22 protein-coding genes are annotated in these 26,435 nt (G+C 65.6%); 12 read left to right on the top strand and 10 right to left on the bottom strand.

Translation table 11 applies throughout. The features are described from left to right. Nucleotides 1-122 precede the first annotated feature (122 nt). The 4 genes from ACW7G0_RS01075 to xerD all read right to left on the bottom strand — a co-directional run bounded on the left by ACW7G0_RS01075 (nt 123) and on the right by xerD (nt 7,125). Entirely contained in the window at nt 123-1,073 is a 951-nt protein-coding gene (locus ACW7G0_RS01075; RefSeq protein WP_456987109.1) for a class I SAM-dependent methyltransferase, read from the bottom strand. A gap of 123 nt (nt 1,074-1,196) precedes the next feature. Then, a complete protein-coding gene (gene purL, locus ACW7G0_RS01070; RefSeq protein WP_456987107.1) occupies nt 1,197-5,213 on the bottom strand; it encodes a phosphoribosylformylglycinamidine synthase in 4,017 nt (1,338 codons plus the stop codon). Nucleotides 5,214-5,271: 58 nt separating this feature from the next. Further along, nucleotides 5,272-6,093 (bottom strand): thioredoxin fold domain-containing protein, encoded by an 822-nt coding sequence (locus tag ACW7G0_RS01065; RefSeq protein WP_456987106.1) that lies wholly within the window; start codon nt 6,091-6,093, stop codon nt 5,272-5,274. Between the two features lie 78 nt (nt 6,094-6,171). After that, nucleotides 6,172-7,125, bottom strand: a complete 954-nt coding sequence (xerD, locus tag ACW7G0_RS01060; protein ID WP_456987104.1) for a site-specific tyrosine recombinase XerD — start codon at nt 7,123-7,125, stop codon at nt 6,172-6,174. Between the two features lie 115 nt (nt 7,126-7,240). On the opposite strand from xerD, the gene ACW7G0_RS01055 reads away from it, so the two are divergent. Further along, complete coding sequence (locus tag ACW7G0_RS01055) at nt 7,241-7,705, top strand: RDD family protein (RefSeq protein WP_456987103.1); 465 nt, start codon at nt 7,241-7,243, stop codon at nt 7,703-7,705. 35 nt (nt 7,706-7,740) lie between these two features. Here the strand turns inward: ACW7G0_RS01055 and lptG are convergent, their stop codons facing one another. Both lptG and lptF read right to left on the bottom strand, forming a co-directional pair. Continuing rightward, nucleotides 7,741-8,841 (bottom strand): LPS export ABC transporter permease LptG, encoded by a 1,101-nt coding sequence (gene lptG, locus ACW7G0_RS01050; protein ID WP_456987101.1) that lies wholly within the window; start codon nt 8,839-8,841, stop codon nt 7,741-7,743. Further along, nucleotides 8,838-9,938 (bottom strand): LPS export ABC transporter permease LptF, encoded by a 1,101-nt coding sequence (gene lptF, locus ACW7G0_RS01045; protein ID WP_456987099.1) that lies wholly within the window; start codon nt 9,936-9,938, stop codon nt 8,838-8,840. Before lptF ends, lptG begins: the two co-directional genes overlap by 4 nt. Before the next feature lie 181 nt (nt 9,939-10,119). Here lptF and ACW7G0_RS01040 point away from each other — a divergent pair, with 181 nt between their 5' ends. The 3 genes from ACW7G0_RS01040 (at nt 10,120) to ACW7G0_RS01030 (ending at nt 15,186) form a co-directional block, all read left to right on the top strand. After that, nucleotides 10,120-11,625, top strand: coding sequence for a leucyl aminopeptidase (locus tag ACW7G0_RS01040; RefSeq protein ID WP_456987098.1), 1,506 nt, complete (start codon nt 10,120-10,122; stop codon nt 11,623-11,625). A 10-nt stretch (nt 11,626-11,635) separates the two neighbouring features. Continuing rightward, on the top strand, nt 11,636-12,079 hold the full coding sequence (locus ACW7G0_RS01035; protein ID WP_456987096.1) for a DNA polymerase III subunit chi: 444 nt from the start codon (nt 11,636-11,638) through the stop codon (nt 12,077-12,079). A gap of 131 nt (nt 12,080-12,210) precedes the next feature. Further along, nucleotides 12,211-15,186: a valine--tRNA ligase gene (locus ACW7G0_RS01030; RefSeq protein WP_456987094.1), complete on the top strand. Its 2,976-nt coding sequence runs from the start codon at nt 12,211-12,213 to the stop codon at nt 15,184-15,186. Between the two features lie 107 nt (nt 15,187-15,293). Here the strand turns inward: ACW7G0_RS01030 and rimI are convergent, their stop codons facing one another. From rimI to pssA, 3 genes are read right to left on the bottom strand one after another with little or no spacing between them, the layout of a single operon-like run. Further along, on the bottom strand, nt 15,294-15,731 hold the full coding sequence (gene rimI, locus ACW7G0_RS01025) for a ribosomal protein S18-alanine N-acetyltransferase (protein WP_456989408.1): 438 nt from the start codon (nt 15,729-15,731) through the stop codon (nt 15,294-15,296). Nucleotides 15,732-15,778: 47 nt separating this feature from the next. Then, nucleotides 15,779-16,312, bottom strand: a complete 534-nt coding sequence (locus tag ACW7G0_RS01020; RefSeq protein WP_456987092.1) for a hypothetical protein — start codon at nt 16,310-16,312, stop codon at nt 15,779-15,781. Then, nucleotides 16,309-17,100 carry a CDP-diacylglycerol--serine O-phosphatidyltransferase gene (pssA, locus tag ACW7G0_RS01015; RefSeq protein ID WP_456987091.1) on the bottom strand — a complete coding sequence of 264 codons (792 nt, stop codon included), beginning with the start codon at nt 17,098-17,100 and terminating at the stop codon, nt 16,309-16,311. The genes ACW7G0_RS01020 and pssA overlap by 4 nt, the downstream gene beginning before the upstream one ends. A 79-nt stretch (nt 17,101-17,179) precedes the next feature. On the opposite strand from pssA, the gene ACW7G0_RS01010 reads away from it, so the two are divergent. The 3 genes from ACW7G0_RS01010 (at nt 17,180) to ACW7G0_RS01000 (ending at nt 19,926) form a co-directional block, all read left to right on the top strand. Continuing rightward, the gene (locus ACW7G0_RS01010; RefSeq protein WP_456987089.1) at nt 17,180-17,608 is read left to right on the top strand and encodes a DUF4124 domain-containing protein; all 429 of its coding nucleotides are present in this window, start codon (nt 17,180-17,182) and stop codon (nt 17,606-17,608) included. A 71-nt stretch (nt 17,609-17,679) separates the two neighbouring features. After that, nucleotides 17,680-19,389, top strand: coding sequence for a proline--tRNA ligase (locus ACW7G0_RS01005; protein WP_456987088.1), 1,710 nt, complete (start codon nt 17,680-17,682; stop codon nt 19,387-19,389). A gap of 141 nt (nt 19,390-19,530) precedes the next feature. Further along, complete coding sequence (locus tag ACW7G0_RS01000) at nt 19,531-19,926, top strand: H-NS histone family protein (RefSeq protein WP_456987087.1); 396 nt, start codon at nt 19,531-19,533, stop codon at nt 19,924-19,926. A 290-nt stretch (nt 19,927-20,216) separates the two neighbouring features. Here the strand turns inward: ACW7G0_RS01000 and ACW7G0_RS00995 are convergent, their stop codons facing one another. Then, on the bottom strand, nt 20,217-21,476 hold the full coding sequence (locus ACW7G0_RS00995) for a threonine/serine ThrE exporter family protein (RefSeq protein ID WP_456989407.1): 1,260 nt from the start codon (nt 21,474-21,476) through the stop codon (nt 20,217-20,219). 117 nt (nt 21,477-21,593) lie between these two features. Between ACW7G0_RS00995 and ACW7G0_RS00990 the strand changes: the two genes are divergently transcribed. From ACW7G0_RS00990 to rfbB, 5 genes are all read left to right on the top strand, one after another. Then, complete coding sequence (locus ACW7G0_RS00990; RefSeq protein ID WP_456987085.1) at nt 21,594-22,712, top strand: MlaE family lipid ABC transporter permease subunit; 1,119 nt, start codon at nt 21,594-21,596, stop codon at nt 22,710-22,712. Further along, the gene (locus ACW7G0_RS00985) at nt 22,688-23,512 is read left to right on the top strand and encodes an ABC transporter ATP-binding protein (RefSeq protein ID WP_456989406.1); all 825 of its coding nucleotides are present in this window, start codon (nt 22,688-22,690) and stop codon (nt 23,510-23,512) included. Before ACW7G0_RS00990 ends, ACW7G0_RS00985 begins: the two co-directional genes overlap by 25 nt. Continuing rightward, nucleotides 23,512-24,438 carry an MlaD family protein gene (locus tag ACW7G0_RS00980; protein ID WP_456987084.1) on the top strand — a complete coding sequence of 309 codons (927 nt, stop codon included), beginning with the start codon at nt 23,512-23,514 and terminating at the stop codon, nt 24,436-24,438. Before ACW7G0_RS00985 ends, ACW7G0_RS00980 begins: the two co-directional genes overlap by 1 nt. Beyond that, nucleotides 24,435-25,124, top strand: a complete 690-nt coding sequence (locus ACW7G0_RS00975; protein WP_456987083.1) for an ABC-type transport auxiliary lipoprotein family protein — start codon at nt 24,435-24,437, stop codon at nt 25,122-25,124. Before ACW7G0_RS00980 ends, ACW7G0_RS00975 begins: the two co-directional genes overlap by 4 nt. A gap of 247 nt (nt 25,125-25,371) precedes the next feature. Then, nucleotides 25,372-26,433: a dTDP-glucose 4,6-dehydratase gene (gene rfbB / locus ACW7G0_RS00970; RefSeq protein ID WP_456987082.1), complete on the top strand. Its 1,062-nt coding sequence runs from the start codon at nt 25,372-25,374 to the stop codon at nt 26,431-26,433. Nucleotides 26,434-26,435: the final 2 nt, after the last annotated feature.

The following is a 26,435-nucleotide window of genomic DNA, read 5'->3' as shown; positions in this document are numbered from 1 at the left end:
CGGTTGCGGTGGCCATCGGCTCGTGGCTCAGTCGGTTTCCAGGAGGTGGAACTTCGCTGCCGGGCAAGAAACGACAGGGAGCAAAAGCCCGGCGTCGGGTGGAAGCGGCGCCCTGTCGGGGGCTATCGACGTTTGGTCATCCAGAAGCTGGCACCGCCCCGGTAGCGCTGGCCAGCAATCTCATGGACTGCCTTCAGTTCGGACTGAAAGTGATGGTCCGCGTACGCAGCACCAAACAACACTTCGTATGAGTCCGAGTCCATCAACAGCGCGCGCAGCAAATATTGCTCATTCCATGAGCGCCGCTCATTGACCACCCAGTGCTCCGGATACTCGAAGGGGAGGAAAATGTCATGCACATGGACGATGACCCCCGGTGCCAAGCGCGGCAAGACTTCGAAGAACAGGTGATTGACATCGCTGCCAGTCTTGGCCACATGAGACGAGTCGATGAACAGGATATCGCCCCCTTCCAGCCGGTCGAACACGGTCATTGGAACCTGCTGCACCGGGAGTCGGTGGAGCGCTATCTCCCCACCCATACCGAGGAGGAATTCGCGAGGAAACGGCTCGATGCATTCGATCGAACTACGCCCGCCGAGGAAACGGCGATTGACATCGCACATGAGCAGCGTCGAGTAGCCGGACCCCACTTCCACGATCCGTCGCGGCGTGTAGTGGCGCAGGATGCAGAACAGCAACCTGGCATCCAGGCCGGAAAACTGATCATTATCCATTTGAAACCGGTTTTCAGACCTGTCCCCGGAACCGTCGATATAGTCGAAGTCACCTAGATGCGGCCGTAGAATTTCGGAGATGGTCTTGCGCTGGGTTTCGTGTGCAAAGTCCACGTTGGGGATTGGGCGCGGATGGCCGCTTGGCCAGAGTGTCGATGCGGAGTGACGTGCCTGCGCCGGGTCCACCACCGGTGAGTAGAAGTGACCGTCCTCGAAGTACGGCATTGCTCCCTGATCGAGACATCGACCAATCCACGAACGCAGCCTCGGGAACCGAGCCATCAGTCGCTGGGCACTGAGCTGGATCAGCCGGTTGACTCGGGAAACAACCTTCATCGGTTCGCCCAGGTTCCTTTCAAATTCCCCAATCCGCCCATCCGTAAACGGGCAGTATCAATTTCCTGGCAGAGTTCAATCGATTCGACACCCGCCGAGCCTGAAGAACACAACACCAGCGACTCAGTCGACGAACACCCGTGCGTTGCGGAACATCCGCAGCCATGGGGAATCCTCGCCCCATTCGCGCGGGGCCCAGCTCAGGTTGGCGGTGCGCAGGGTGCGCTCGGGGTGCGGCATCAGGATGGTGGCGCGGCCGTCGGCGCTGGTGACGGCAGCGATCGCGTCGGCCGAACCGTTCGGGTTGGCCGGATACAGGCTGGCGGAGGAGCCGTCGGCGTCGACGTAGCGGGCCGCGGCGTTGGTTGCGGCGCGGTCGGACGGGTTGTCGAAGGCGGCGCGGCCCTCACCGTGGGACACCACCACCGGGATCCTTGATCCGGCCATGCCGCGCAGGAACAGCGACGGCGATTCGACCACTTCCAACAGGCTCAGGCGGGCTTCGAACTGCTCGCTGCGATTGCGCAGGAAACTCGGCCAGTGCTCGGCGCCGGGGATGATCGGCTTGAGCTGGCTGAGCATCTGGCAGCCGTTGCAGACGCCCAGGGTGAAGCTGTCGTCGCGGGCGAAGAACGCTGCGAACTGGTCGCGCAAGGCGCTGCGCTCGAGGATGCTGGTGGCCCAGCCGCGACCGGCGCCGAGCACGTCGCCGTAGCTGAAGCCACCGCAGGCAGCCAAGCCCTTGAAGCCGTCCAGCACGACGCGCCCGGCGATCAGGTCGCTCATGTGCACGTCGAACGCCTCGAAGCCGGCACGGTCGAAGGCCGCCGCCATCTCGATCTGGCCGTTGACGCCCTGCTCGCGCAGGATCGCCACCTTCGGTCGAGTACCAAGGTTGATGTACGGCGCCACGATGTCCTCGGCCGGGTCGAAGCCCAGTTTTGGCATCAGCCCCGGCGCGTTGAAGTCGCGTGCGGCGCTGCGCTCCTGGTCGGCGCAATCGGGGTTGTCGCGCAGCTTCTGCATCGCATGGCTGGTCGACCACCAGGCATCGAACAACTCGTCCCAACGCCATTCGACCAGGGTCCCGGCTTCCTCGCTGATCCGGATCACCGGGGCCGTGGTTGGCCGTGCAATGCGCTGAGCACAATCGATCAGGCCGTGATGTGCGACCAGGTCGGCGAAATCCGCCCGGTCCTCGGCGGCAATCTGGACCACCGCGCCGAGCTCTTCGTTGAACAGGGTGCGGAACGGATCCTCACCCCAGCCATCCAGGTTGATCTCCAGGCCCAGGCGCGAGCAGAACGCCATCTCGCACAGCGTCGCGAACGCGCCACCGTCGGAGCGGTCGTGGTAAGCCTGCAACAAATTGGCCTCGCGCGCCTCGCGGATCAGCTCGAAGAAGTCGCGCAGGCGCTTGGGCTCGTCGAGGTCCGGCACGCCGGCATCACGGCGACCGTCCTCGGACGGCTGTCCGGCAAACGCCGGCAACCGGCTTACCTGGGAACCTGCGCCACTGCCGTCGTTGCCAGCCACCGCGTTGGGATGCACCTGGGCCAGCACCGAGCCGCCAAGACGCTGCTTGCCGGCGCCAAGACCGATCAGCCACAACTCCGAATCTTCCTCGCGAGCAAGCAAGGGAGTCAGTTGTTGGCGCACGTCGACCACCGGTGCGAACGCGGTGACGACCAGCGACACCGGCGAAACCGATTTTTGCGGCCCGCCCTTGTCGTGATCGCCATCCGCCTGCCACTGCGCCTGCATCGACAGCGAATCCTTGCCGACCGGGATGCTCAGTTCGATCTGCGGGCACAGTTCCAGGCCCACCGCGCGGACCGCGTCGAACAGCAACGCATCGTCGCCGTCGTGCCCGGCCGCCGCCATCCAGTTGGCCGACAGCTTGACCCGGTTGAGTGATTCCACTGGCGCCGCGCATAAATTGGTGATCGCCTCGCCAACCGCCATCCGAGCCGCAGCGGCCGAGTCGAGCAATGCCAGTGGCGCGCGCTCACCGATCGCCATTGCTTCACCAGTGAAGCCATCAAAACCGGCGAAGGTAATCGCGCAATCTGCCACCGGTACCTGCCAGGGCCCGACCATCTGGTCGCGCGCAGTCAAGCCGCCGACACTGCGGTCGCCGATGGTGATCAGGAACTGCTTGGAAGCCACGGTCGGATGCGCCATCACCCGCAGCGCGGCGTCGCGCAGGTCCAGCCCGCTCCAGTCCAGCGCCGGCCACGGCGCGTCGTCGGGCCGATGGGTGTCGCGCTGCATCTTCGGCGCCTTGCCGAACAACAAGTCCATGGGGAGATCGATTGGCCAAAGGCTGTTGGCCCCTTCTCCCGTTTGCGGGAGAAGGGAATCTGCTGCGGCTTCGCCGTAAACGGTTTCTATGGTCGCGCCATACCCGACCACCAACCGCTCCTCGGCGGTGGCATGACCCACCACGGCGAACGGGCAGCGCTCGCGCTCGCAGATCGCGGCGAACTCGGCTACGCGGTCGGCCGGCAGGCCCAGCACGTAACGCTCCTGCGACTCGTTGCACCACAGTTGCATCGGCGACAGCGAGGGGTCGTCACTGGGCACCTTGGCCAGGTCGATCACCCCGCCCAGTTGCGAGTCGTGCAGCAATTCGGGGATCGCGTTGGACAGGCCGCCGGCACCGACGTCGTGGGCGCTGTCGATCGGGTTGGCTGCGCCCAGTGCGACGCAATGGTCGATCACTTCCTGGCAGCGCCGCTCCATTTCGGGGTTGTCGCGCTGGACGCTGGCAAAATCCAGCGCCTCGTGACTGTCACCGGAGGCCACCGAGCTGGCCGCGCCGCCGCCCAGGCCGATCAGCATCGATGGACCCCCGAGCACGATGACCGCATGACCGGGCTTGAGGCCAAGCTTCTCGACCTGGTTACGGTCGATCGCGCCCAGCCCGCCGGCCAGCATGATCGGTTTGTCGTAGGCGCGGGTCAGCTCGCCTTCGCCCAGCTCGAACGTGCGGAAGTAGCCGACCAGGTTGGGACGGCCGAACTCGTTGTTGAACGCCGCCGCGCCCAGCGGGCCGTCGAGCATGATTTCCAGTGCCGGCGCCATGCGCGGATTCAAGGTGCGTTCGCCCTCCCACGGCTGCGGCAGGGTCGGGATACGCAGGTGCGAGACGGAGAACCCACACAATCCGGCCTTCGGCTTGCCACCACGACCAGTCGCGCCTTCGTCGCGGATCTCGCCGCCGTTGCCGGTGGAGGCGCCGGCAAACGGGGAAATCGCGGTCGGGTGGTTATGGGTCTCGACCTTGATGCAGAACGCCGACTCGACCGGCGCCTCGGCGCGATAGCCACCGGTCGCCGGGTCGGGCCGGAACCGCTGGCTGGTGTAGCCCGCCACCACCGCCGCGTTGTCGCTGTAGGCCGACAGCGTGTTCTCCGGGGTCTGCGCGTGGGTGTGCTTGATCATCTTGAACAGCGAGGTGGACTGCGCAACTCCGTCGATGGTCCACGACGCGTTGAAGATCTTGTGCCGGCAATGCTCGGAGTTGGCCTGGGCGAACATCATCAGTTCGACGTCCGAAGGCGCACGACCCAGCGCGGTGTAACGCTCGCGCAGGTAGGCGATCTCGTCCTCGGCCAAGGCCAGGCCCAGGCGGTCGTTGGCTACTTCCAGCTCGGCCAGCTCGATGCGCTCAAGCTCGCCGCGCGCCGGGGTCACGAACAACGCGGCGGCGTGGTCGCGGGACTCCAGCAACGATTGCGTCATCGGGTCGTGCAGCGCCTTGGCCAACGCACGCTGGACGGCCGCATCGGTGGGCCAGCCGGCGAAGTCGTAACGGGTCCCGTGCTCGACACGCTGAACCGCCAGGTTGGCCCCGTGCAGCAGGTCGGTGGCCTTGCTCGCCCAGGGCGACATCGTGCCCAACCGGGGGGTGACATAACGCGAGACCGCGCCGTCGGCACGCGCGGCGGCGGCGGGTTCGGCATGCAGTATCCGGCGCAGCGCGGCATCGTCGGGACTGGCGCCGGGCTCGGGCTGGACCCAGTAGACCGGCCATGCATCGAGCAGGCGAATCCCGGGGTGGAGGGTCTGGAGGCGGGCTTGCAGGCGTTCACGACGGAACGCGGACAGGGCGGAAGCGCCCTCAAGGACGATCATGTCCGGGAACCACAGGTCGGCGGGCCGGCCATTGTAAGCCAGTCCCGGGCCAAAGCGCTCAGACGCCGCCGCTGGGCGCGTCTTGTGCGGCCATTTTATCCAGTGCCTCGCGCAGCGCCTTGGGCGGCACGTAGCCACCGAGCTGGGTGCCATCGGCGGCAATGATCATCGGCGTCCCGGTCAGGCCGACGCGCTGGCCGATGTTGTACTGCATGGTGACGGTGTTCTTGCAGTCCTTTTCGGCGACACCACCGGTGGTCTTGGCCGTGGTCAACGCCGCCTTGCGATCGGACGCGCACCACACCGAGACCATCTTCTCGAAGTCCTCGCTGCCGATCCCCATCCGCGGGAACGCCAGGTATTCCACGGCGATGCCCTGGTCGTTGTATTCCTTGATCTGGCTGTGCATCTTGCGGCAATAGCCGCATTCCACGTCGGTGAACACGGTGACGGTGTGCTTCGGGTTCGGCGGCGCGAACACGATCCGCTCGCTGGCCGGGATGGTCGCCAGCAACTTGGTGCGCATGCTCCCCAAGGTGCCTTCGCTGAGGTTTTCCTGGGTCCGGGTATCCAGCAGCGCACCGCCGGCGCCGGCCAGGAACAGGTAGCGGCCATCGTCGCTGACATAGATGACCTGACCACCGACCACCGCCTCGCGGAAGCCCGGCAGCGGCGCGGGACCAATATGTTCGATCTTCACGCGGGGATTGAGTCGCTCGATGGCCGCCACCGCGCGGGCCTCTGCGGTACCGGCAACCGGTTCCACCGTCGCCGGTGCGGCCGCAGCCGGCACGGAGCCGTCGCTGTCCGGGCCGGGCGTCTTCGCGCAGGCGGAAACGCTGATCGCGCCAAGCGCGGCGACAAGGAGGAGACGCTTCATGGACTGTCCTGGGTGCTGGGCGGCAAGGACACCGCCCCGGAGGGAATCCCGAATTGTGGCACGTCCGCCGCCCGGCCCCTACCCGCGCGGGTGGTGCTTGGCATGCAGTTGCTTGAGCTGCTCGCGGGCGACCAGGGTGTAGATCTGGGTGGTCGACAGCGAGCTGTGGCCGAGCAGCATCTGCAGCGCGCGAAGGTCGGCGCCGTGGTTCAGCAAGTGGGTCGCGAAGCTGTGGCGCAGTCCGTGCGGACTGATCCGTGCCGGGTCGATACCGGCGACGGCGGCGTAGCGCTTGACCAACTGCCACAGTTGCTGGCGGGTCGGCGGCTGGCCGCTGTCGGCGATGAACAGCGGCGCCAGTACGCGCTTCCCCGCCAACTGCGACCGGGCGCCGGTGATGTAGCGTTCGACCCAGTACTGCGCCTCCTCTCCCAGCGGTACCAGACGCTCCTTGCTGCCCTTACCGGTCACCCGCAACACCCCCTGGCGCAGGTTGATCGCCGTGGAAGGCAGGTTGACCAGTTCGCTCGCCCGCAGGCCGCAGGCATACATCAGCTCCAGCATCGCCCGGTCACGCAGCCCCAGCGGGGTATCGATGTCGGGCGCGCGCAGCAAGGCCTCGATCTGGCTCTCGGTCAGCGCCTTGGGCAACGGGCGGGGCAACCGGGGCGGATCCAGCAATGCCGTTGGGTCGTCGGCGCGCTCACCGTGACGCACCCGCCAGGCGTAGAACGCACGCAACGATGACAACAACCGGGCGTTGCTGCGTGGCGAATACTGTTGCGCCGCACGCGCGGACAGGTACGCAAAAAGGCCGCTCCGGTCAGCGCCGGCCAAGCCGCCGTCGCTCCCGCCGCGCCACCGGGAAAACCCCTCCAAGTCACGCCGATAGCTGGCCAGGGTTGACTGGGACAAGCCGTTCTCGGCCCAGACCGCATCCAGGAACGCGGCGATCACCACTGCGTCCGCGTCCGGCACCGGCGGCATGGCCATCGCGTGTCGACGGCGGTCGGAGGCGGTAGACGGGCTCATCCACCCAGCTTAGCCGCAGCGCGAAGGCTTGCCCTAGACTTGCCGATCACCGCGTCATGCCTATCGCGTCATGTCTATCCCATCTCGCCCGCCGAAACCGATCCGCCGCACGCCAATGACCCAGAACCCAACGGAAACCCGACCGTCAACGACGCACGCCACCGCAGCCCTGATCGGCTGGCGGCTGTTGTCATTGATGTACGACTTCTTCGCGGCGCTCGGACTGTGGCTGCTGGTGGCCGCGATCTTCGTCGCCGTGCACCGCGACGCCATCACCGGCGGCGTGTGGGGATTATTCGAGTTCGCGGCGCTGTGGAGCATCACCGCCGCCTATGCCATCGCCAGCTGGCGCTACGGCGGCCAGACCCTGGGCATGCGGCCGTGGCGGCTGCGGGTGGTGGCAGCCGACGGTCGCAGCCCCGGTTGGCGCGCCCTGCTGGTCCGTTACGCCGTCGGCAACTTGTCGCTGCTGTTGGGCGGGCTGGGTTTCTGGTGGGCCTGGATCGACCGCGACCGGCTGACCTGGCACGACCGCGCCAGCGGCACCAGGATGCGCCGCGATCCCGTCCGGGCACGCTGAACACGGTCGTCTAGGAACAGGGCCGTCTGGCTTCCCTAACCCGATCGCCGTTTGAACAGGTACATCGACACCCCGACCATGATCATCGTTGGCAACGCATACGCCAGCCGGAAGTCGAACTTGAACGCACTCGCCATTTTCACGAACTGGGTCTGTAGCAACCAGAAGCCCAGCGCAAAGACGATACCGATGAACAGCCGCTTGCCCATCCCGCCGCTGCGCAGGCTGCCGAATGCAAACGGGATCGCGGCCAGGCACAGTGCCAGGACGTTGATAGCGTAGAACCAGCGGCCCCAGTAATTTTCCTCGTAGTCACGCGCATCCAGCCCGTTGCGGGCGCGGTACTGCATCGCCTCGCGCAATTCGCGGGTGCTCAAATAGCGCGGCCGGTCGATGTCCGCGCTCAACGCGGTGGCATCCAGCTCGGACTCCCAACGCTCTTGGGCGACTTGGGTGCGGGTGACCGAATCCTCGCCAAACGTGGTCCGGGTCACGTCGCGCAACAGCCAACCCCCAGGACGGTGCTCGGCGACCTTCACCAGTGCGAGCGACTTCAGCCGGCCGTCGTCCTCGAACTCGTACAAGCGCACGTCATGCAGCTCCAGCCATCGGTCGGCGCCCGTGTCGTGCTCCTCGCCACCTTCGGCATTCAGGATGACCGCGCCTTCGCGTGCCCACACCCCGGAATAGCGGGCGACGATCATGTTCTTGGACTTCGATGACGCCTTCAGCGCATCGGCGCTGCGCTGCCCCCAGGGCGCCAGGGTCTCGCCGTTGACCACCATCAGCAGCGTCAACAACGCCAGTGCTGCGCCAACAGCGATGGTCATGCGTTGCCGTGACAAGCCAATGGCCCGCAGCGCGGTCAACTCCGAGGTCGCGGCAAGCTGGCCCAGCGCCATCAGCGAGCCGATCACCGCAGCCGTCGGGAAGAGCGCGTAGGCGTGCCGCGGCACCGTGTACAGGATGTAGACGAACGCCTCCATCGCGCCGTAATTGCCCTCGCCCACGCTGCCAAACTCGGAGACCAGCGCCAGCATCATGTCCAGCCCCAGCAACACCGCCCAGGTCAACAACACGCTGCCAATCACCACTCGGCCCAGGTACAGGTCGTGGATCTTCGGAAACGGCATCATGGCCCCGCCTCCTGCACCTTCGGCAGTCGACTACGGCGCATCCGGCCATCGTTGAAATACAGCCATAGCGATCCGCCCAGCAGCGGTAGTACCAGCCACCACAAGCCCAGCGCGGGCGCGATCCGCCCGGTAACCAGCCAGTCCTCGCCCATCAACACCAGGTTCATGCCGATCAAGTAGGCGAAAAAGCCCATCATCATTCCGCCATAGCGCGCCTGGCGCGGGGTGGTACGCGCCAGCGGGATCGCCAGCAGCGCGAACGCCAGGGTCAGCAGCGGCGGCGCCAACCGGACATGCAACTGCGCGTTGGCGGCACGACGCGGGTCGCCAAACAGCTCGGTGGTGGGAAGTACTTCCGGATCGTCCGGGTCGAAGCGCTGGCGACCGGCCGGCAGGCGCACCTCGTTGCTGGCATAGCGCATCAACCGGTAGTCCAGCCCCGTGTCCATCGGCCCTTCCACCTGGAAGCCGTCGTCCAGGGTCAGGTAGCGCTCACCGCTGTCGTCCACGCTGAGCGCGCCACTGTTGGACGTGGTGACATCCAGCCGTCCTTCCGATTGGCGGTAGATGAAGATCCGCCGGAACTGGCTGCCGTCACTGGACATCGCACCCACGTAGACCACCCCGCCACCGCCAGGAATCTCGGTGAAGCTGCCCGGCTCCAGCCCGGAGATCACCAGGTTGCGGTTGGCCTCGTTGATCATCTGGCGCGAGATACGCTCGGCCATCGGCCCCAGCCACAACGAACACAACGCGACCACCAGCACGACCGGCAGCACCAGCGTCAGCACTGGCCGCAGCAGTTGCCTGGGACCAATGCCCATGGCGGCAACCACCGGCATTTCCGAGTCGCGGTACAGCCGGCCGACGCCGATCATGATGCCCAGCATCAGCGCCAACGGCAGGATCAGCGGCAACCAGTTGAGCAACACCAGGCCGAGCTGGGCCAGCATCAGCCCCGCCGGCAGCCGGCCCGAGGCAATGTCCTTGAGTACGTCGGTGATCACCCCACCAACGCTGACGATCAGCAGCACCACCAAGGCGGCGAAGGTCGATTGGGCGAGTTCGCTCAGCAGGTAACGGTCGAGCTTGGACATCGGCGGCCTATGGTTGCGTTCTTTTTATAAAGACAGGGGCTTGCTTTAGACTCGATGGTTCATTCGCACGGTTCACGCCGGCCGCGCCGCGCGCGATCCGGCCGACATTGTCGCCCGGATCGACCGTTTTCGCCGCCCGGGCGCCGCGAATCCTCCTTTCACTTCCCTTGGAATCTGTTGCATGGCCCTCGAATTTGACCTGAACCACGACGCTCCCGCCGCTGCCAAGGTGGACTGCATCGTCGTCGGCGCGTTTTCCGACAACTCCCTGACCACCACCGGCAGCGCCGTGGACCAGGCCTCCGGTGGTCGGCTGCAAGCATTGCTGGCGCGCGGTGATGTCAGCGGCAAGGCCGGCAAGACCGCGTTGCTGCACGACCTGCCCGGCGTGAGCGCCCCGCGGGTGTTGGTGATCGGCCTGGGCGAGGCGGGCAAGTTTGGTGTGCCGCAGTACCTCAAGGCGGTCGCCGATACCGCCAACGCACTCAAGACCGGCCCGGTGAGCCATGCCTTGTTCACCTTGACCGACGCCCCGGTGACCGGCCGCGACAGCGCCTGGGCCGTCCGCCAGGCCGCGATCGCCGCCGATCACGCCTGCTACCGCTATTCCGCGACGCTGGGCGACAAGAACAAGGCCAAAGCCGGCGAGCCGGGCCTGCGCAAGCTGTCCATGCATGCACCCGCCGGCCAGAGTGACGCCGAGCATCAACTTGCGGTCGCCCAGGGCCAGGCCATCGCCGCCGGCGTCGCTTTCGCCCGCGAGCTCGGCAACCTGCCGCCGAATATCTGCAACCCGGCCTACCTCGCGCAGCAGGCGCAGGAGTTCGCCGGCCGCTTCGACAACACCAGTTGCGAAGTGCTCGACGTCGCCGCGATGGAAAAGCTCGGCATGGGCTCGCTGCTCGCGGTCGGCCGCGGCTCGGCCAACCCGCCCAAGCTCATCGCGCTGAAGTACGACGGCGGCGGCGACGCCAAGCCATACGTGCTGGTCGGCAAGGGCATCACCTTCGACACCGGCGGCATCAACCTCAAGACCCAGGGCGGGATTGAGGAGATGAAGTTCGACATGTGCGGCGGCGCCACCGTGATGGGCACCTTCGTCGCCGCCGTCGGCATGCAGTTGCCGATCAATCTGGTGGTGATCGTGCCGGCGGTGGAGAACATGCCCGACGCCGACGCCTACCGCCCGTCCGACGTGCTGACCAGCATGTCCGGCAAGACGATTGAAGTCGGCAACACCGATGCCGAGGGCCGGCTGATCCTGTGCGACGCGCTGACCTATGCGCAGAAGTACGAGCCAGCGGCACTGGTCGATGTCGCCACCCTGACCGGCGCCTGCATGGTCGCGCTGGGCAAGTACGCGTCCGGCCTGATGAGCAAGGACGACGGCCTCGCCAACGAACTGCTGGCCGCCGGCGAAAACGTGTTCGACCGCGCCTGGCGCCTGCCGCTGTGGGACGAGTACCAGGGCATGCTCGACTCGACCTATGCCGACGTCTACAACATCGGCGGCCGCTGGGCCGGCGCCATCACCGCCGGCTGCTTCCTGTCGCGCTTCACCGAAGGCCAGCGCTGGGCGCACCTGGACATTGCCGGCAGCGGCAGCGACGACGGCAAGCGCGGCATGGCCACCGGCCGCCCGGTCGGCTTGCTGAGCCAGTGGCTGCTCGACCAGGCCGCCAAGTAGACCGGCTGCCGTGCGCGCCGACTTCTACCTGATCGCCAAGCCGCGGTTCCGCGAGGAGCCGCTGCTGCTGGTCTGCGAGCTGGCCCGCAAGGCCAGCGACGCCGGCCTGGCAACGCTGGTGCTGGCCCGCGACACCGCCCAGGCCGAGCTGCTCGACGACCTGCTGTGGTCCTTCGATCCCGACGCCTTCATCCCGCACCAGATCGTGGGTGCGGACGATGACGAGGACGCCCTTGATGAGGCCGACGAGGAGGTGACGGTGCTGATCGCCACCCCGGAGCACGATGTCGCGCTGCGGCCGCTGGTCATCAACCTGCGCGATGGCGCCGTGGAGGGCGAGTTCGAGCGGGTACTGGAAGTGGTACCCGCCGACGATTCGGCCCGCGGCCCGCTGCGCGAGCGCTGGAAACAGTACAAGGCGCGCGGACTCGAAGTTAACTCACACAACATGTAGCCCCCGCAGCGTCATTCCCTCCTATCACCGTCATTCCGACCTACACCGTCCTTCCCGCGAAAGCGGGAACCCAGTGACTCCCCCGCTTTCACGACGATGACGGGGGAACGCTCGACAACCAGCCAAGACCCATGACCGACACCCTCGCCTCCAGCTACGACCCCACCCAGTTTGAAACCCGGCTGTACCAGCAGTGGGAGGCCAGCGGCGTGTTCCAGCCGCGCGGCGAGGGCGAGCCCTACACCATCCTGCTGCCGCCACCGAATGTCACCGGCACCCTGCACATGGGCCACGCGTTCCAGCACACCCTGCAGGACGCGTTGATCCGCTACCACCGCATGCGCGGCTACGACACCCTGTGGCAAATGGGCAGCGATCACGCCGGCATCGCCACCGAGATGGTTGTCACCCGCAACATGGCGCTGGAAGGCAAAGGCGAGACCCGCGATTCGCTCGGTCGCGATGGTTTTATCGGCAAGGTCTGGGACTGGAAACAGCATTCCGGCGACACCATCGAGCGCCAGATGCGCCGCATCGGTACCTCCGGCGACTGGTCGCGCAGCGTGTTCACGATGGACCCGATGGCCGCCGAGGCGGTGATCGAAGCGTTCGTGAAGCTGCACGACGAAGGCCTGATTTACCGTGGTCAAAGATTGGTCAACTGGGACCCGGTGCTGAAGACCGCGATCTCCGACCTGGAAGTCGTCAACGAGGAAGAAGAAGGCTTCCTGTGGTCGATCCGCTACCCGTTGGCCGACGGCGTCAGCTACGAGCACATCGAGCGCGACGCGGACGGTAACGAGTTGCTGCGCGAAACCCGCAACTACCTGGTGGTGGCCACCACCCGCCCGGAGACCCTGCTGGGCGACAGCGCGGCCATGGTGCACCCGGACGACGAGCGTTACGCCGCCCTGATCGGCAAGCAGGTCAGCCTTCCGCTCACCGGCCGCGAGATCCCGGTGATCGCCGACGACTACGTCGACCGCGAGTTCGGCACCGGCGTGGTCAAGGTCACTCCCGCGCATGATTTCAACGATTACGCGGTCGGAGAGCGACATGGCTTGCCGCTGATCAACATCTTTACGCCCGAAGCTCGAATCAAGTCCTCGGAGCTAGATGACTTCAGCTTCAGAGGGCACAGGGCACCTGCCGTGTCTGGATCACAACCGGCGGACACGGGATTGAGCACCAGTCCCACTATCGATTGCATTCCCGAGAAGTACCAAGGCCTCGATCGCTATGACGCGCGCGCGGCCGTGCTCGCGGATCTGGACGTCGCCGGCCTGCTGGTGGAAACCGCCCCGCACAAGCTGCAGGTGCCGCGCGGCGACCGCAGCGGTGTCGCGATCGAGCCGTACCTGACCGACCAGTGGTTCGTGAAGATGGACACGCTGGCCAAGCGCGGACTGGCGCTGGTCGAAGGCGTTGACGGCCAGCCGGGTGCGGTCAAGTTCGTCCCCGGTAACTGGATCAACACCTATCGCCACTGGATGGAGAACATCCAGGACTGGTGCATCAGCCGCCAGCTGTGGTGGGGCCACCGGATTCCGGCGTGGTACGACGAGGCCGGCAAGATTTATGTCGGCTGCGACGAGGCCGAGGTCCGCGCGAAACATTCGCTCGGCGACGATGTTGCCTTGTCACAGGACAACGACGTGCTGGAGACCTGGTTCTCCTCATCGCTGTGGCCGTTCAGCACCATGGGCTGGCCCAACCAGGCCCTGATGGCCGAGCGCGGCTTCGACAAGTTCGTGCCGTCGTCGGCATTGGTCACCGGGTTCGACATCATCTTCTTCTGGGTCGCCCGGATGATCATGATGACCGACCACTTCACCGGCCAGGTGCCGTTCAAGGACGTCTACATCACCGGCCTGATCCGCGATAGCCACGGCCAGAAGATGTCCAAGTCCAAAGGCAACATCATCGACCCGATCGACCTGATCGACGGCATCTCGCTGGAGGCGCTGGTCGCCAAGCGCACCACCGGCCTGATGAAGCCCAAGGACGCGCCGAAGATCGAGAAGGCCACCCGGCGCGAATTTCCCGAGGGCATCCCGGCGTTCGGCGCCGACGCGCTGCGTTTCACCATCGCCGCGCTGGCCACCCACGGCCGCGACATCCGCTTCGACATGGGTCGCGCCGAGGGCTACAAGAACTTCTGCAACAAGCTGTGGAATGCCAGTCGTTTCGTGCTGATGAACACCGAGGGTGCGACCTTCAGCGGTGCCCCGCAGCCGAAGACCGATGCCGAACGCTGGATCCTCGCCCAGCTCGAGAAGACCGCCGCGCAGGCCGCGCAGCACTTCGCCGGCTACCGCTTCGACCTGCTCGCCCAGTCGCTGTACGAGTTCGCCTGGAACGACTTCTGCGATTGGTTCGTCGAGCTGGCCAAGCCGGCCCTGCACGGTGATACCGGCACCGATGCAAGCCGGGAAGCCGCCGCGAGCACCCGACACACCCTGCTGTACGTGCTCGAACGCCTGCTCAGCCTGCTGCATCCGCTGATTCCGTTCGTCACCGAGGAGCTGTGGCAGCAGGCCGCGCCCCGGCTCGGGATCGACGGCGACACCATCATGTTGCAGCCCTACCCGCAGGCCGGCGACATCGCGACCGCAGGTCATGCCGGCGCCGAGGCCGATGTGGAATGGCTCAAGTCGATGGTGTCCGCGCTGCGTCGCGTGCGCAGCGAACTCAACGTGGCGCCATCCAGGCAGGTCACGCTGCTGCTGGCCGGTGCGACCGATCGTGACCGCGAGCGCACCGCACGTTTTGACGACTCGCTGCGTTTCCTGACCAAGCTGGAGCGGATCGAATTCATCGACGACGCATCCACCGCTCCCGCCGCCGCGACCGCCGTGGTCGGCGAGCTCAAGTTGCTGGTGCCGCTGGAAGGCCTGGTCGACCTGGGCGCCGAACGCACCCGACTGGACAAGGAGCTTAAACGCGTGGAGGTCGAAATCGGCAAGTGCAACGGCAAGCTGGCCAGCGAAACCTTCGTCAACAACGCGCCACCGGCAGTGGTCGAGCAAGAGCGAAAGCGGCTGCTCGACTGGAACCTGCAACGCGAGGCGCTGGCCACTCAACGCAACAAGCTCGGGAAAGCCTGAACAACACGGCTTTACCCGTCATCCCCGCCTTTACCCGTCATCCCCGCGAAGGCGGGAGTAACGGTTTGGGGGAACGACGGCAATGGTTCAAACATTTCCCGGGTTGACTACCCGGCTGATTCCAGCAGCTCCAGCGCCATCACCACGGCGTCCTCACGGCCACTGCGGGCGGGATAGTAGCGCGGGCGCCGGCCGATCTCGTTGAAGCCCTCGTGGTGATACAGCGCGATCGCGCCGACATTGCTCGGGCGTACTTCCAGGAACACGCGTTGCGCGCGACGCATGCGGGCAACCTGCAACAACGCGTGCAGCAATTCACGACCATGGCCGCGACCTTGCAATTCGGGGGCGACGCAGATGTTCAGTATGTGCGCCTCGCCCGCCGCCAGGCTGATCAGGAAGTAGCCGACAATGCGGTCTTCGGCGTGCAGCACCCACGCCGGGTACTCAGCGCGCAGGCAGTCGCGGAAGATCCCCAGCGTCCACGGGTACTCGTAGCTGCGGACCTCAAGCGCATGCACCGACAGCAGATCGTCCTCGCGCATCGGACGGCGCGACACCGGTACCTGCAGCGCGTCGGCGGCCAGTGCGCTCACCGATCGCGGCCTCCCCGCAGGCGCTTCAATTGCCGCCACAACGCGCGCTTGGCCGATGGGTCGGCACGCAGCGTTTCCAGATCGATCGCCAACGCCGCCACGGCATCCTTGGCCGACGATTTGTCCGGTCCCGCCGCAAGCAGGATCGCTGCCAGCAACGCATCATCATCGAGCGGTACGTTTGACGCGGCGGGGTGAGCCGCACGACGGGCGCGACGCGCCTCATCCAGCGCCGCCTTCTTGGCGGCCACGTCGGTGCGTTGTGGAGTGCGTCCGGGTTCCGCGACCGCCACCGGCTCATCGACAGCAACCGGATTTACCCGCGTCGAGGCGGTGCCGGGCGCGCGAGTCGGGCGCGTGCGGTCCTGTGCCGGCCTGGTCGCCGCCGTCGTTCCGGTGGCTCCCGCCGGTTCGGCGACCGGCGGCGGCACCGGGGCGATCACGGACAACGCCGGATCGCCGACCAACAACAAAACAGGGTGACCCAGTGCCTGCAGCCACTGGTGTTGCTGCGCCGTCCACAAGCTCACGAGACCGGCTCCACCGGCGCCTTGCGCAGGCGCCGGCCGGCGACGTACAGCGGCCCGGAAATCGCATACAGCACGGTGATCGCCAGCAGCACGCGCGGCGGGTCGATCGCAATCGCCGCCACCACCACCACGATCACCAGCACCGTCAAGAACGGCATCCGGTCATGCCTCGGCCCGCCACCCTTGAAACTGAAATAGCGCACCGGGCTGACCATCAGCAACGCGGCAGCGATGGTGGCCGCCAATGCCAGGTAGCGCAATTGCGGGCCGTCATAGCCGAGCACGAAACAGGTCCACACCAGACTCGCCAACAGCCCCGCCGCAGCAGGACTGGCCAAGCCGATAAACCAGCGCTTGTCGACCTGCCCCACCTGGGAATTGAACCGCGCCAGCCGCAGCGCGGCACAGGCGGCGTACAGGAACGCGGCCACCCAGCCGATCTTTCGCATCGTCACCCCATCCAGCGCCATCGCGAACAGCGCCCAGTGATACATCACCAACGCCGGCGCCAGGCCGAAGCTGATCAAGTCGGCAAGCGAGTCGTATTGGACGCCGAATTCACTCTGGGTATTGGTCAGCCGCGCCACCCGGCCATCCAGTCCGTCCAGGATGGCGGCCACAAATATCGCGATGCAGGCATGATCAAAATGGCCCTGGGTCGCTGCGATGATCGCGTAGAAACCTGCAAACAAACCGCCGGTGGTAAACAGATTGGGCAGCAGGTAGATCCCGCGCGGGCGCGACGGCGGGCTGGGGGGCGAGGTGAAAAGTGGGTCTGTAGGTTCCATTTCAGCAGTTTAGCGCTTGCTTGCGGCGCACAGCGGTGCTGCAATCACTATTGACAACGCCGCACACGGAAGAAGCTCCATGTCTGACCTCAATCGCTCGCCCCGTTTCCACTTGCTGCCCTGGCTGGGTGTCGCCGCATTACTGGTCGCCTTGCCGCTGACGGCCGGCGAGCTGTACCAGTGGAAGGATGCCAGCGGCGTGACCCATTACTCCGACGCGCCGCCACCCGACGGCGAGTACAAGAACCGGGTGATCAGCAACACCGGCTCGGCGGCGATTGCCAGCGCGCCCGCCGACGACGCCCCGGCCGAAAACACCCAGTGCACCACCGCACGCGGCAACCTGGCGCTGCTCGGCGCCGAGGGCCCGGTCGGGATCGACAGCGACGGCGATGGCAAACCCGACAGCGAAATGACGGTCGAGCAGCGCAACGCACAACAGCAACTGGCCGAGGCGGCGATCAACGTCCATTGCAGCACTGACGCGGCGCCTGTCGCCGAGTCCTGACCATCCCTTGGCAGGGCCACGGGACTTGCTCCGTGGCAGAATGCCCGATCCCTCCGGCAAGAACCCCGCCCATGCGTCTGTCGCAGTTTCATCTCCATACCAGCAAGCAGATCCCGGCCGAAGCCGAAATCATCAGCCACAAGTTGATGCTGAAGGCCGGAATGATCCGCAAACTCGCCTCCGGTCTTTACACCTGGTCCCCGCTGGGTCTGCGCGTGTTGCGCAAGGTCGAGCGCGTGGTGCGCGAAGAGATGGAGGCGGCCGGCGCCATCGAGATGCTGATGCCCTCGGTGCAGCCGCGCGAGCTGTGGGAGGAAACCGGACGCTGGGAGAAATTTGGTGGCCAACTGCTGAAACTGCAGGACCGCAAGGACGCCTGGTATTGCGTCGGCCCGACCCACGAGGAAGTCATGACCGACTTTGCGCGCAGCGAGTTGGCCAGTTACAAGCAACTGCCGGTGACGTTCTACCAGATACAAACCAAATTCCGTGACGAGATCCGGCCGCGGTTCGGGGTCATGCGCGCGCGCGAGTTCCTGATGAAGGATGCGTACTCCTTCCATCTGGACGACGCGGACCTGGATCGCCAGTACCAGGTGATGCACGAGGCCTACAGCCGGATATTCACTCGCCTGGGCCTGGAGTTTCGCGCGGTATTCGCCGATACCGGCGCGATCGGCGGCAGCGCGTCCCATGAGTTCCACGTGTTGGCCGACTCGGGCGAGGACGCGATCGCGTTTTCCAACGGTTCCGATTACGCGGCCAATACCGAACTGGCCGAAGCGCTGCCACCCGTTGGGCGCGGCGTGGCTGGCGAGACAATGCGCCAGGTCGAGACCCCTTTCCAGCGCACCTGTGAGGCGGTGGCAACGCTGCTCGACATCCCGCTGGCGCAGACGGTGAAATCCGTTGTCATGGTCGGCGAGACCGGACTTGTGATGGCACTGGTGCGCGGCGATCACGCCATCAACGAGATCAAGCTGGCCAAGCTTCCCGGAATGGCCGGCTACCGGCTCGCCACGGAGGCGGAAATCCACGATGCGCTGGGCTGCGAGCCGGGGTTCCTCGGGCCGGTCGCTCCCAAAAGCGGTATCCACGTGATTGCCGACCGCAGCGTCGCTGCCATGGCCGACTTCGTGGTCGGCGCCAACCAGAAAGGATTCCACCTGGCCGGCGTCAATTGGGGCCGCGACCTCGCCGAGCCGGCGCTGGTCGCCGATATCCGCAATGTGGTGGCCGGAGATCCCTCGCCTGACGGCCACGGGACGCTCGACATCGCGCGTGGCATCGAGGTTGGCCACATATTCCAGCTGGGTCGCGGCTATGCCGAAGCCATGGGTTGCACCGTGCTGGACGCCTACGGCAAGGCCGCCAACCCGACCATGGGCTGTTACGGCATCGGCGTGTCGCGGATCGTCGCGGCGGCCATCGAGCAAAACCACGACGATAACGGTATTGCCTGGCCGGAGGCGATGGCGCCGTGGCGGGCGGTGGTCTGCATCATCAACCCGAAAAAAGATCCTGCCGTCAGCGAGGCGGCCGAAACCTTGTACGGCGAGCTCAATGCCGCCGGCATCCAGACCCTGCTGGACGACCGCGGCCTGCGGCCGGGCACGATGTTTGCCGATATTGAACTGATTGGCATCCCGCATCGGATTGTCGTGTCCGAGCGAGGCCTGGTCGCCGGAACCTTTGAATATCGCCATCGCCGGGCGAGCGAATCGGTCAATCTGGCGGCGGCGGCATTGCGGACGCAGCTGGGTATTGCCGACCCAAATTGAAAAGCACGGCCTCAACGGCCCTCGAACCTGAATTGATGGCTTTTTCAGAGTAACCCACTGTATTTACTAATACCCTCGGCGCGACTACCATTGCGGCGCAGGCCATCGCGTGGCCCGAGTTAACAACCCCTGGAGGCCCCAATGTCGATTGATATCAATGCGCTGTCCGCGAAAGAACTCGAAACCCTGATCAGCAAGGCACGTAAGCGCAAGACCACCTTGAGCAAACGCAAGCCGCTGGCGCAGGTCCGCAAGAAGCTGACCCAACAGGCAAAAAACGAGGGATACACCCTCGATGAGCTGTTCGGTACCGGCGCCACAGCCACAGTCGCGCGTGCTCCGCGCGGTACCGCAGTAAAGAAGACCCGCAAATCGACGGGTAAGGTCGCACCCAAATACCGCGATCCATCCAACGCGGACAACACCTGGACCGGTCGCGGCAGGCAGCCATTGTGGCTGACGGCTTATACCGACAGCGGTCGCAACCGTGACGAGTTTCTCATTGAGAAGAACGCGGGTGCCGGCACGGGCAGTTAATCCGCATCCAATTCCTGAACGGGAATGTGAATGAAACATAGAAACCGGTCGTAGCCGGTTTCACCAGAATGCCGGCCATGTGCCGGCATTTCTGGTTCTGGACAGTTCGTTTTTGATCGTCACTCCCGCGTCCGACTGGACTTCCTGCGGTCGTAGGCGGGAGTCCAAGGACGTTGTTCCCCACTAGCCCACGTCCATGGATCCCCGCCTCCGCGGGGATGACGGTTTACTGCGGGGATGACGGTTTGCTGTGGGGATACCTGTTTACTGAGGATGACGACAGGCGCTCCCTAAAGATTCCGGCGTGTCGGTAGCAACAGGTTGCCGAACAGCAAACCGGCGACGACCGCCAGCAGGATATTCAATACCCCTAACAGCGCCTCCTGGCCGACCCCCATGTCCTGTTGCTGGAGCAGGTCCAGCAAGGCGCGCAGGCTCGCGCTGCCCGGCACCAGCAATATGATCCCGGGCACGCGCACGATGGTCCCTGGCCGATGGAACCAGCGCGCATAGGCATTGCCGGCCGCGGTCATCACCAGCGCCGCCAGGAAGATGCCCGCCGGGGCGCCCCAGGCCAGCCCACCGAAACGCGAGATCAGGTAACCGCTGGCCGCTGCTGCCATCACCAGCGGGTAATCACTGGCCTTGGCCCGGAACAGCACCGCAAATGACAGCGACGCGGCGACCAGCGCCACCCATTCCACCCAGTCCGGTTGCGGCCGCAGCGCGCGCACCGCTGGCTCAAGCGACATCAAGTTGGCCAGGTACAGCGCGATCACCGTACCCAGGGCAAGTTTGAGGACCGTGGTCAACGCGCCGGCAACACGCGCGGTGCCGGACACCAGATGCTGGCTGGTCAACTCGTTCATCGCATTGGTCAGGGTCAGACCCGGCAGCAACACGATCAGCGAGGCGATGATCACCGTGTTCTGGTTCAACGGCGCGATGAAACTCGCCACCAGCACCGCCACCATGGTCGCGATCATCGCCAGTACCGCATCGGAAGCCTCGCGCAGGCGCGGGCGCGATTCCGCCAACTGGGTCAACAGGCCGATCGCCAGCCCATTGAAGCCCGCCACGCCGATATCCAGCCATGGCAACCGCAGCAACCCGCCAACGGCGGCTGCGACCAACCCGTAGCCCACTATCTGGGCCAACCGCCCTTTCCAACTGGGTGGCGCGTCGAGCGCGTTCATGGCCTCGAACGCGCTCGCCAGATCCATCTCGCCGCCGATCAGTGCCTCGGCGATGCGGTCGGTCTCGGCCAGCCGATACAGGTCATTGTCGCCGGGCGGCAACCGGATCACGCGGGTGATGTCGCTGGCACCGGTCAGGCGCTGCGGATCGCTGAACGACAGGATCAATGCCGTTGGACTCACCCACGGCTCGCAATCCAGGCGCAGCCGCTCGGCGACCGACAGCAACGCGCCCTCCAACCGCTGGGCGGTGGTGCCGTAGATATGCAGCCGCTCAGCCAGTTCCACCATGAAGGCGATGCGGTCAGGATAACTGGCGTTGCTCAGCGGGAAGGCATCGGAGGTGCTTGGCAGCGGCAGCGGCGTCGTCATCGGGCAAGCATCGCACGACGAGGTTGAGAACCAACAGGGTTTCACGCCGGGAGATTCGCGCCTCGATCCCGGTGGCCCGTGTATCCTGCCAAGACACCCATGAAGCCGCCCTCAGCCCAGCCGCCGACGATTGAATCCGACGACCGCACGCCCGGCTGCCTGCGGTTGGGGGGACAGTGGACTCTGGAGTATGCCGGCCAGGTTGGCGACTGTCTGGCGACGGTGCCGCCTGGCATCACCTATCTGGATGCGTGCGCGGTGGAGCGACTCGACTCGCTAGGTGTGTTGCACCTGTTGCGCTTCGCCAGTCAGCGCAATCTGGACTTCACCCATTTCAATTTTCGCCCGGATCACCAGGCACTGGTCGAGGCAATCGACGATGTCGCCGACGACCGGCCGCCGCGCCGGCGCGAATACGGCGTGTACGACGCGCTGGCGCGACTGGGACGCGCGGTCACCAATAACTGGCGGGAATTCCTCGCACTGCTCGGTTTCCTCGGCGAGGTGCTGGTCAAGTTGCTGCGGCTGATCAAGGAGCCGAGCCGGTTCCGGCCCACCGCGACCGTCTTCCACATGGAGCAGGTCGGCCTGGATGCGGTGCCACTGGTGGCGTTGCTTTGTTACCTGGTCGGCGCGGTGGTCGCCTTCCTGGGCGCGAACGTACTGCGCGAGTTCGGCGCGGAGATTTTCGTGGTCGACCTGGTCAGCATCGCCTTCATGCGCGAGTTTGCGGTCTTGCTGACCGCGATCATCCTGGCCGGCCGCACCGCCAGCGCGTTCACCGCGCAAATCGGCGCGATGGTCAGCCGCGAGGAGGTCGACGCGATGCGCACCCTCGGGCTGGACCCGGTCGACCTGCTGGTGATCCCGCGCGTGCTGGCACTGCTGGTGATGCTGCCGTTGCTCACATTCGTGGCGATGGTGGCCGGGCTGCTGGGCGGGTTGAGCGTCGGTGCGTTCGGCCTGGACATCCCGCCGCAGCAATACCTGGCCCGGATGCAGGACACGATGGAGCTGAGCAACCTGTGGGTGGGCCTGGTCAAGGCGCCGGTATTTGCGATGTTGATTGCGTTGATCGGCTGCCTGGAAGGCTTGCAGGTGGAAGGCACGGCGCAGTCGGTCGGCGAGCGCACCACCTCCAGCGTGGTCCAGGCAATTTCGGTGGTGATCATCCTGGACGCGTTCTTCGCGATCTGGTTCATGGAGATGGGCTGGTGAGCGCCGAACCGATCATCCGCGTGCGCGGACTGGTCAATCGCTTCGGCAGCCAGCTCGTGCACGACGATCTGGACCTGGACGTATTGCCCGGCGAGATCCTCGGTGTGGTCGGCGGGTCGGGCACCGGCAAATCGGTGCTGATGCGTTCCATCCTGGGCCTGCGCAGGCCCAACGAAGGCGCGATCGAGGTACTCGGGATCGATGCACGCAGCCCCGATGACAACCTCCGCCGGCGGATCGAGCGCAATACCGGGGTGCTGTTCCAGGACGGCGCGCTGTTCTCGTCGCTGACCGTCGGCGAGAACGTGCAGGTGCCGTTGAAGGAATACCACCGCGACCTGCCCGACTCGGCGTTGTACGAGCTGGCCCTGTTGAAGGTGAAACTTTCCGGGCTGCCCGCCGATGCCATCGACAAATTGCCGTCGCAATTGTCGGGCGGCATGCGCAAGCGCGCCGGGATCGCGCGGGCGCTGGCGCTGGACCCACCGCTGCTGTTCCTGGACGAGCCGACCGCCGGCCTGGACCCGATCGGCGCGGCCGCATTCGACCGCCTGATCCGCACCTTGCAGCAGGCGCTCGGGCTGACCGTGTTCCTGATCACGCACGACCTCGATACCCTCTACGCTATCTGTGACCGGATCGCGGTGCTGGCGGACCGCAAGGTGATTGCCTGTGCGCCGCTGGCCGAGATCGAACGGCTCGACCACCCCTGGGTGCGCGAGTATTTCCATGGTCCGCGGGCACGTGCCGCCCAGACGGCGCGCGGCAACCCGGACCGGCTCAACGAGGCAACTGATTGATGGAAACCAAGGCCAACTACGTCCTGATTGGCGCCTTCACGATCATCGCCACCCTGTCGCTGCTGCTGTTCGCATTGTGGGCGGCGAAATACTCCTCCGAGAAAAGCTGGCAGGAGTATCTGGTGATATTCAACGAGCCGGTGACCGGCCTGAGTGAAGGCAGCAGCGTGCAGTACAACGGCATCTCGGTGGGCACGGTGGAGAAGCTGAGCCTGGCGCCCGACGACCCGCGCCGGGTCCGCGCGCTGCTGCGGGTACAGGCCAATGCGCCGGTCAAGACCGACACCCGGGCCAAGATGTCGATGACCGGTATCACCGGCAGCCCGATCATCCAGCTCACCGGCGGCGACCCGGCCAGCGCACGGCTGGCCGACGTGGACAAACGCGATATCCCGGTCATCCAGACCGAAGCGTCCGCGCTGCAGAACATCGCCGACACCGCCAACCGGCTGGTCGCCCGGCTCGACCAGGTCCTGAGCGAAGAGAACGTGGCGCGGGTGTCCAACACCCTGGAAAACATCGAGGCCATGACCGGCTCGATCGCCGCCCAGCGCGAGGACCTGGGCGCGCTGATCGTCAATGCACGCGAGGCCAGCGAACAACTGCAGGCGACCCTGGCCAACACCAACCAGGTGGTGTTGGACGTGGACCGCGAACTGATACAGAAACTCCCGCAGTTGGTCGACAAGCTGGACGGCACCCTGACCCGGCTGGATTCGGCCGCGAACAGCGCCGACGGCATCCTCAGCGAGAACCGCAACGCGATCAACAGTTTTGCCAACGACGGGCTGGCCCAGTTGGGGCCGACCCTGGGCGAACTGCGCTCACTGGTGCGCGACCTGCGCCGGATGAGTGACCGCCTGGACAACAATCCGACCCGCTACCTGCTCGGCCGCGATGGTCCGAAGGAGTTTGAGCCAGAATGAAACCGACCCGCCAACCGGCTACCGACGCCGCCCGTACGGACAATCCCCGCCAGTGGCACGGCATCGCGCGCGTGCTCGCCGCTGCTGCGCTGGCGATCGCGCTCGCGAGCTGCTCGATCCTGGGTGCCGGCACCCGCGAAGCCTCCACCATCTATACGCTTGACCCGAACGTGACGCCCCAGGCCGATTGGCCCAGCGCAGACTGGCAACTCTCGTTGACGCCTGCCAACGCCTCGCGCAGTACCGACAACCTGCGCATCACCGTGCGCCCGACGGCCAACGAACTGCAGATCTACAAGGGCGCACGCTGGGCCAAGGTGCCCACCGAGATGGTCGAGGACGCGCTGCTGCAGACGCTGGAGGATTCGGGCAAGCTGCGCGCCATCGCCCGCCAGGGCACCGGGGTCAATGCAGACTACAAGCTCGTGCTGGACCTGCGCCGGTTCGATTCGGACTATGCCAACGGTGCCAATCCGGCCGCGACGATCGAGCTCAACGCCAAACTGCTGCACGCCCCCGATCAGAAAATCGTCGCCGCCCGTACGTTCGTGCAAGCGCAACCAGCGACCAGCGCGGACATCGGCGACGTAGTCAACGCATTCGAGCAATCCCTGCAGACCGTCACCGGCGATCTCGCCGGCTGGATCCTGACCAGTGGCAACCAGCATGAGCGCGAAGGGCATTAGCGAAGATTTGAACAACTGCCGTCATCCCCGGACAATCGCCGTAATTTCCCCGTCATTCCCGCGAAAGCGGGAACCCAGTGCCGTTGCCGTTTCGGGGCCTGAAGTCACTGGATCCCCGCTTTCGCAGGGATGACCGAAGCTATTAAGGGGATGACGGAAGCGACGCGGTAGTGACCGGAATGAAAACAAATAGCGTTGTTTGGACCATCAAAACGGCGCGGCAAAGACTCAACTGAAGGACCAATCAATGACCCATAAAACCTGGCTCGTCACCGGCGGCGCCGGCTTCATCGGCGGCAACTTCGTACTTGACGCGGTGGCCGCCGGCATCAAGATCGTCAACCTCGACCTGCTGACCTACGCCGGCAACCCGGACACGCTCAAGTCGCTGGACGGCAATGCCGGCCATGTCTTCGTGCAGGGCGACATCGGCGATCGCGCGTTGGTCGCGAAACTCCTGGCCGAGCACCAGCCCGACGCGGTCATCAACTTCGCCGCCGAGAGCCACGTCGACCGGTCCATCGATGGTCCGGCCGAGTTCGTGCAGACCAACGTCGTCGGCACCCTCGGCCTGCTCGAGTGCGCCCGCGACTACTGGCGCGACCTGCCCGACGACCGCAAGTCCGCGTTCCGCTTCCTGCACGTGTCCACCGACGAGGTGTATGGATCGCTCGGCGAGGAAGGCAAGTTCACCGAGACCACCGCGTACGCGCCCAACTCCCCCTACTCTGCCTCCAAGGCCGCGTCCGACCATCTGGTCCGCGCCTTCCACCACACCTACGGGCTGCCGGTGGTGACCACCAACTGCTCCAACAATTACGGCCCCTACCAGTTTCCCGAGAAGCTGATCCCGCTGGTGATCGCCAAGGCCATCGCCGGCGAACCGCTGCCGATCTATGGCGACGGCAAGAACGTGCGTGACTGGCTGTACGTCAAGGACCACTGCAGCGCGATCGTGCGGGTGCTGGAGGCCGGTCGCGTGGGCGAGACCTACAACGTCGGCGGCAATGCCGAGTACCAGAACATCGACGTGGTCCAGACCATCTGCCGCCTGCTCGACGAGCGCCGTCCGCGCGCCGATGGACAGCCGCGCGCCAGCCAGATCACCTACGTCCGAGACCGTCCCGGGCACGACCGGCGTTATGCGATCGATGCCAGCAAGATCGAATCCGAGCTGGGCTGGCAGCCGGCGCTGAGCTTCGAGGAAGGCATCGCACGCACCGTGGACTGGTACCTCGACAACACCGACTGGACCCAACGCATCCTCGATGGCGACTACCGCCTCCAACGCCTCGGACAGGAAGACTGACC

The sequence above is a fragment of the Lysobacter sp. A286 genome, from assembly GCF_054052105.1.
The sequence above is the reverse complement of the archived record's forward strand: the minus strand, read 5'-3'. Positions and strand labels throughout refer to the sequence as shown.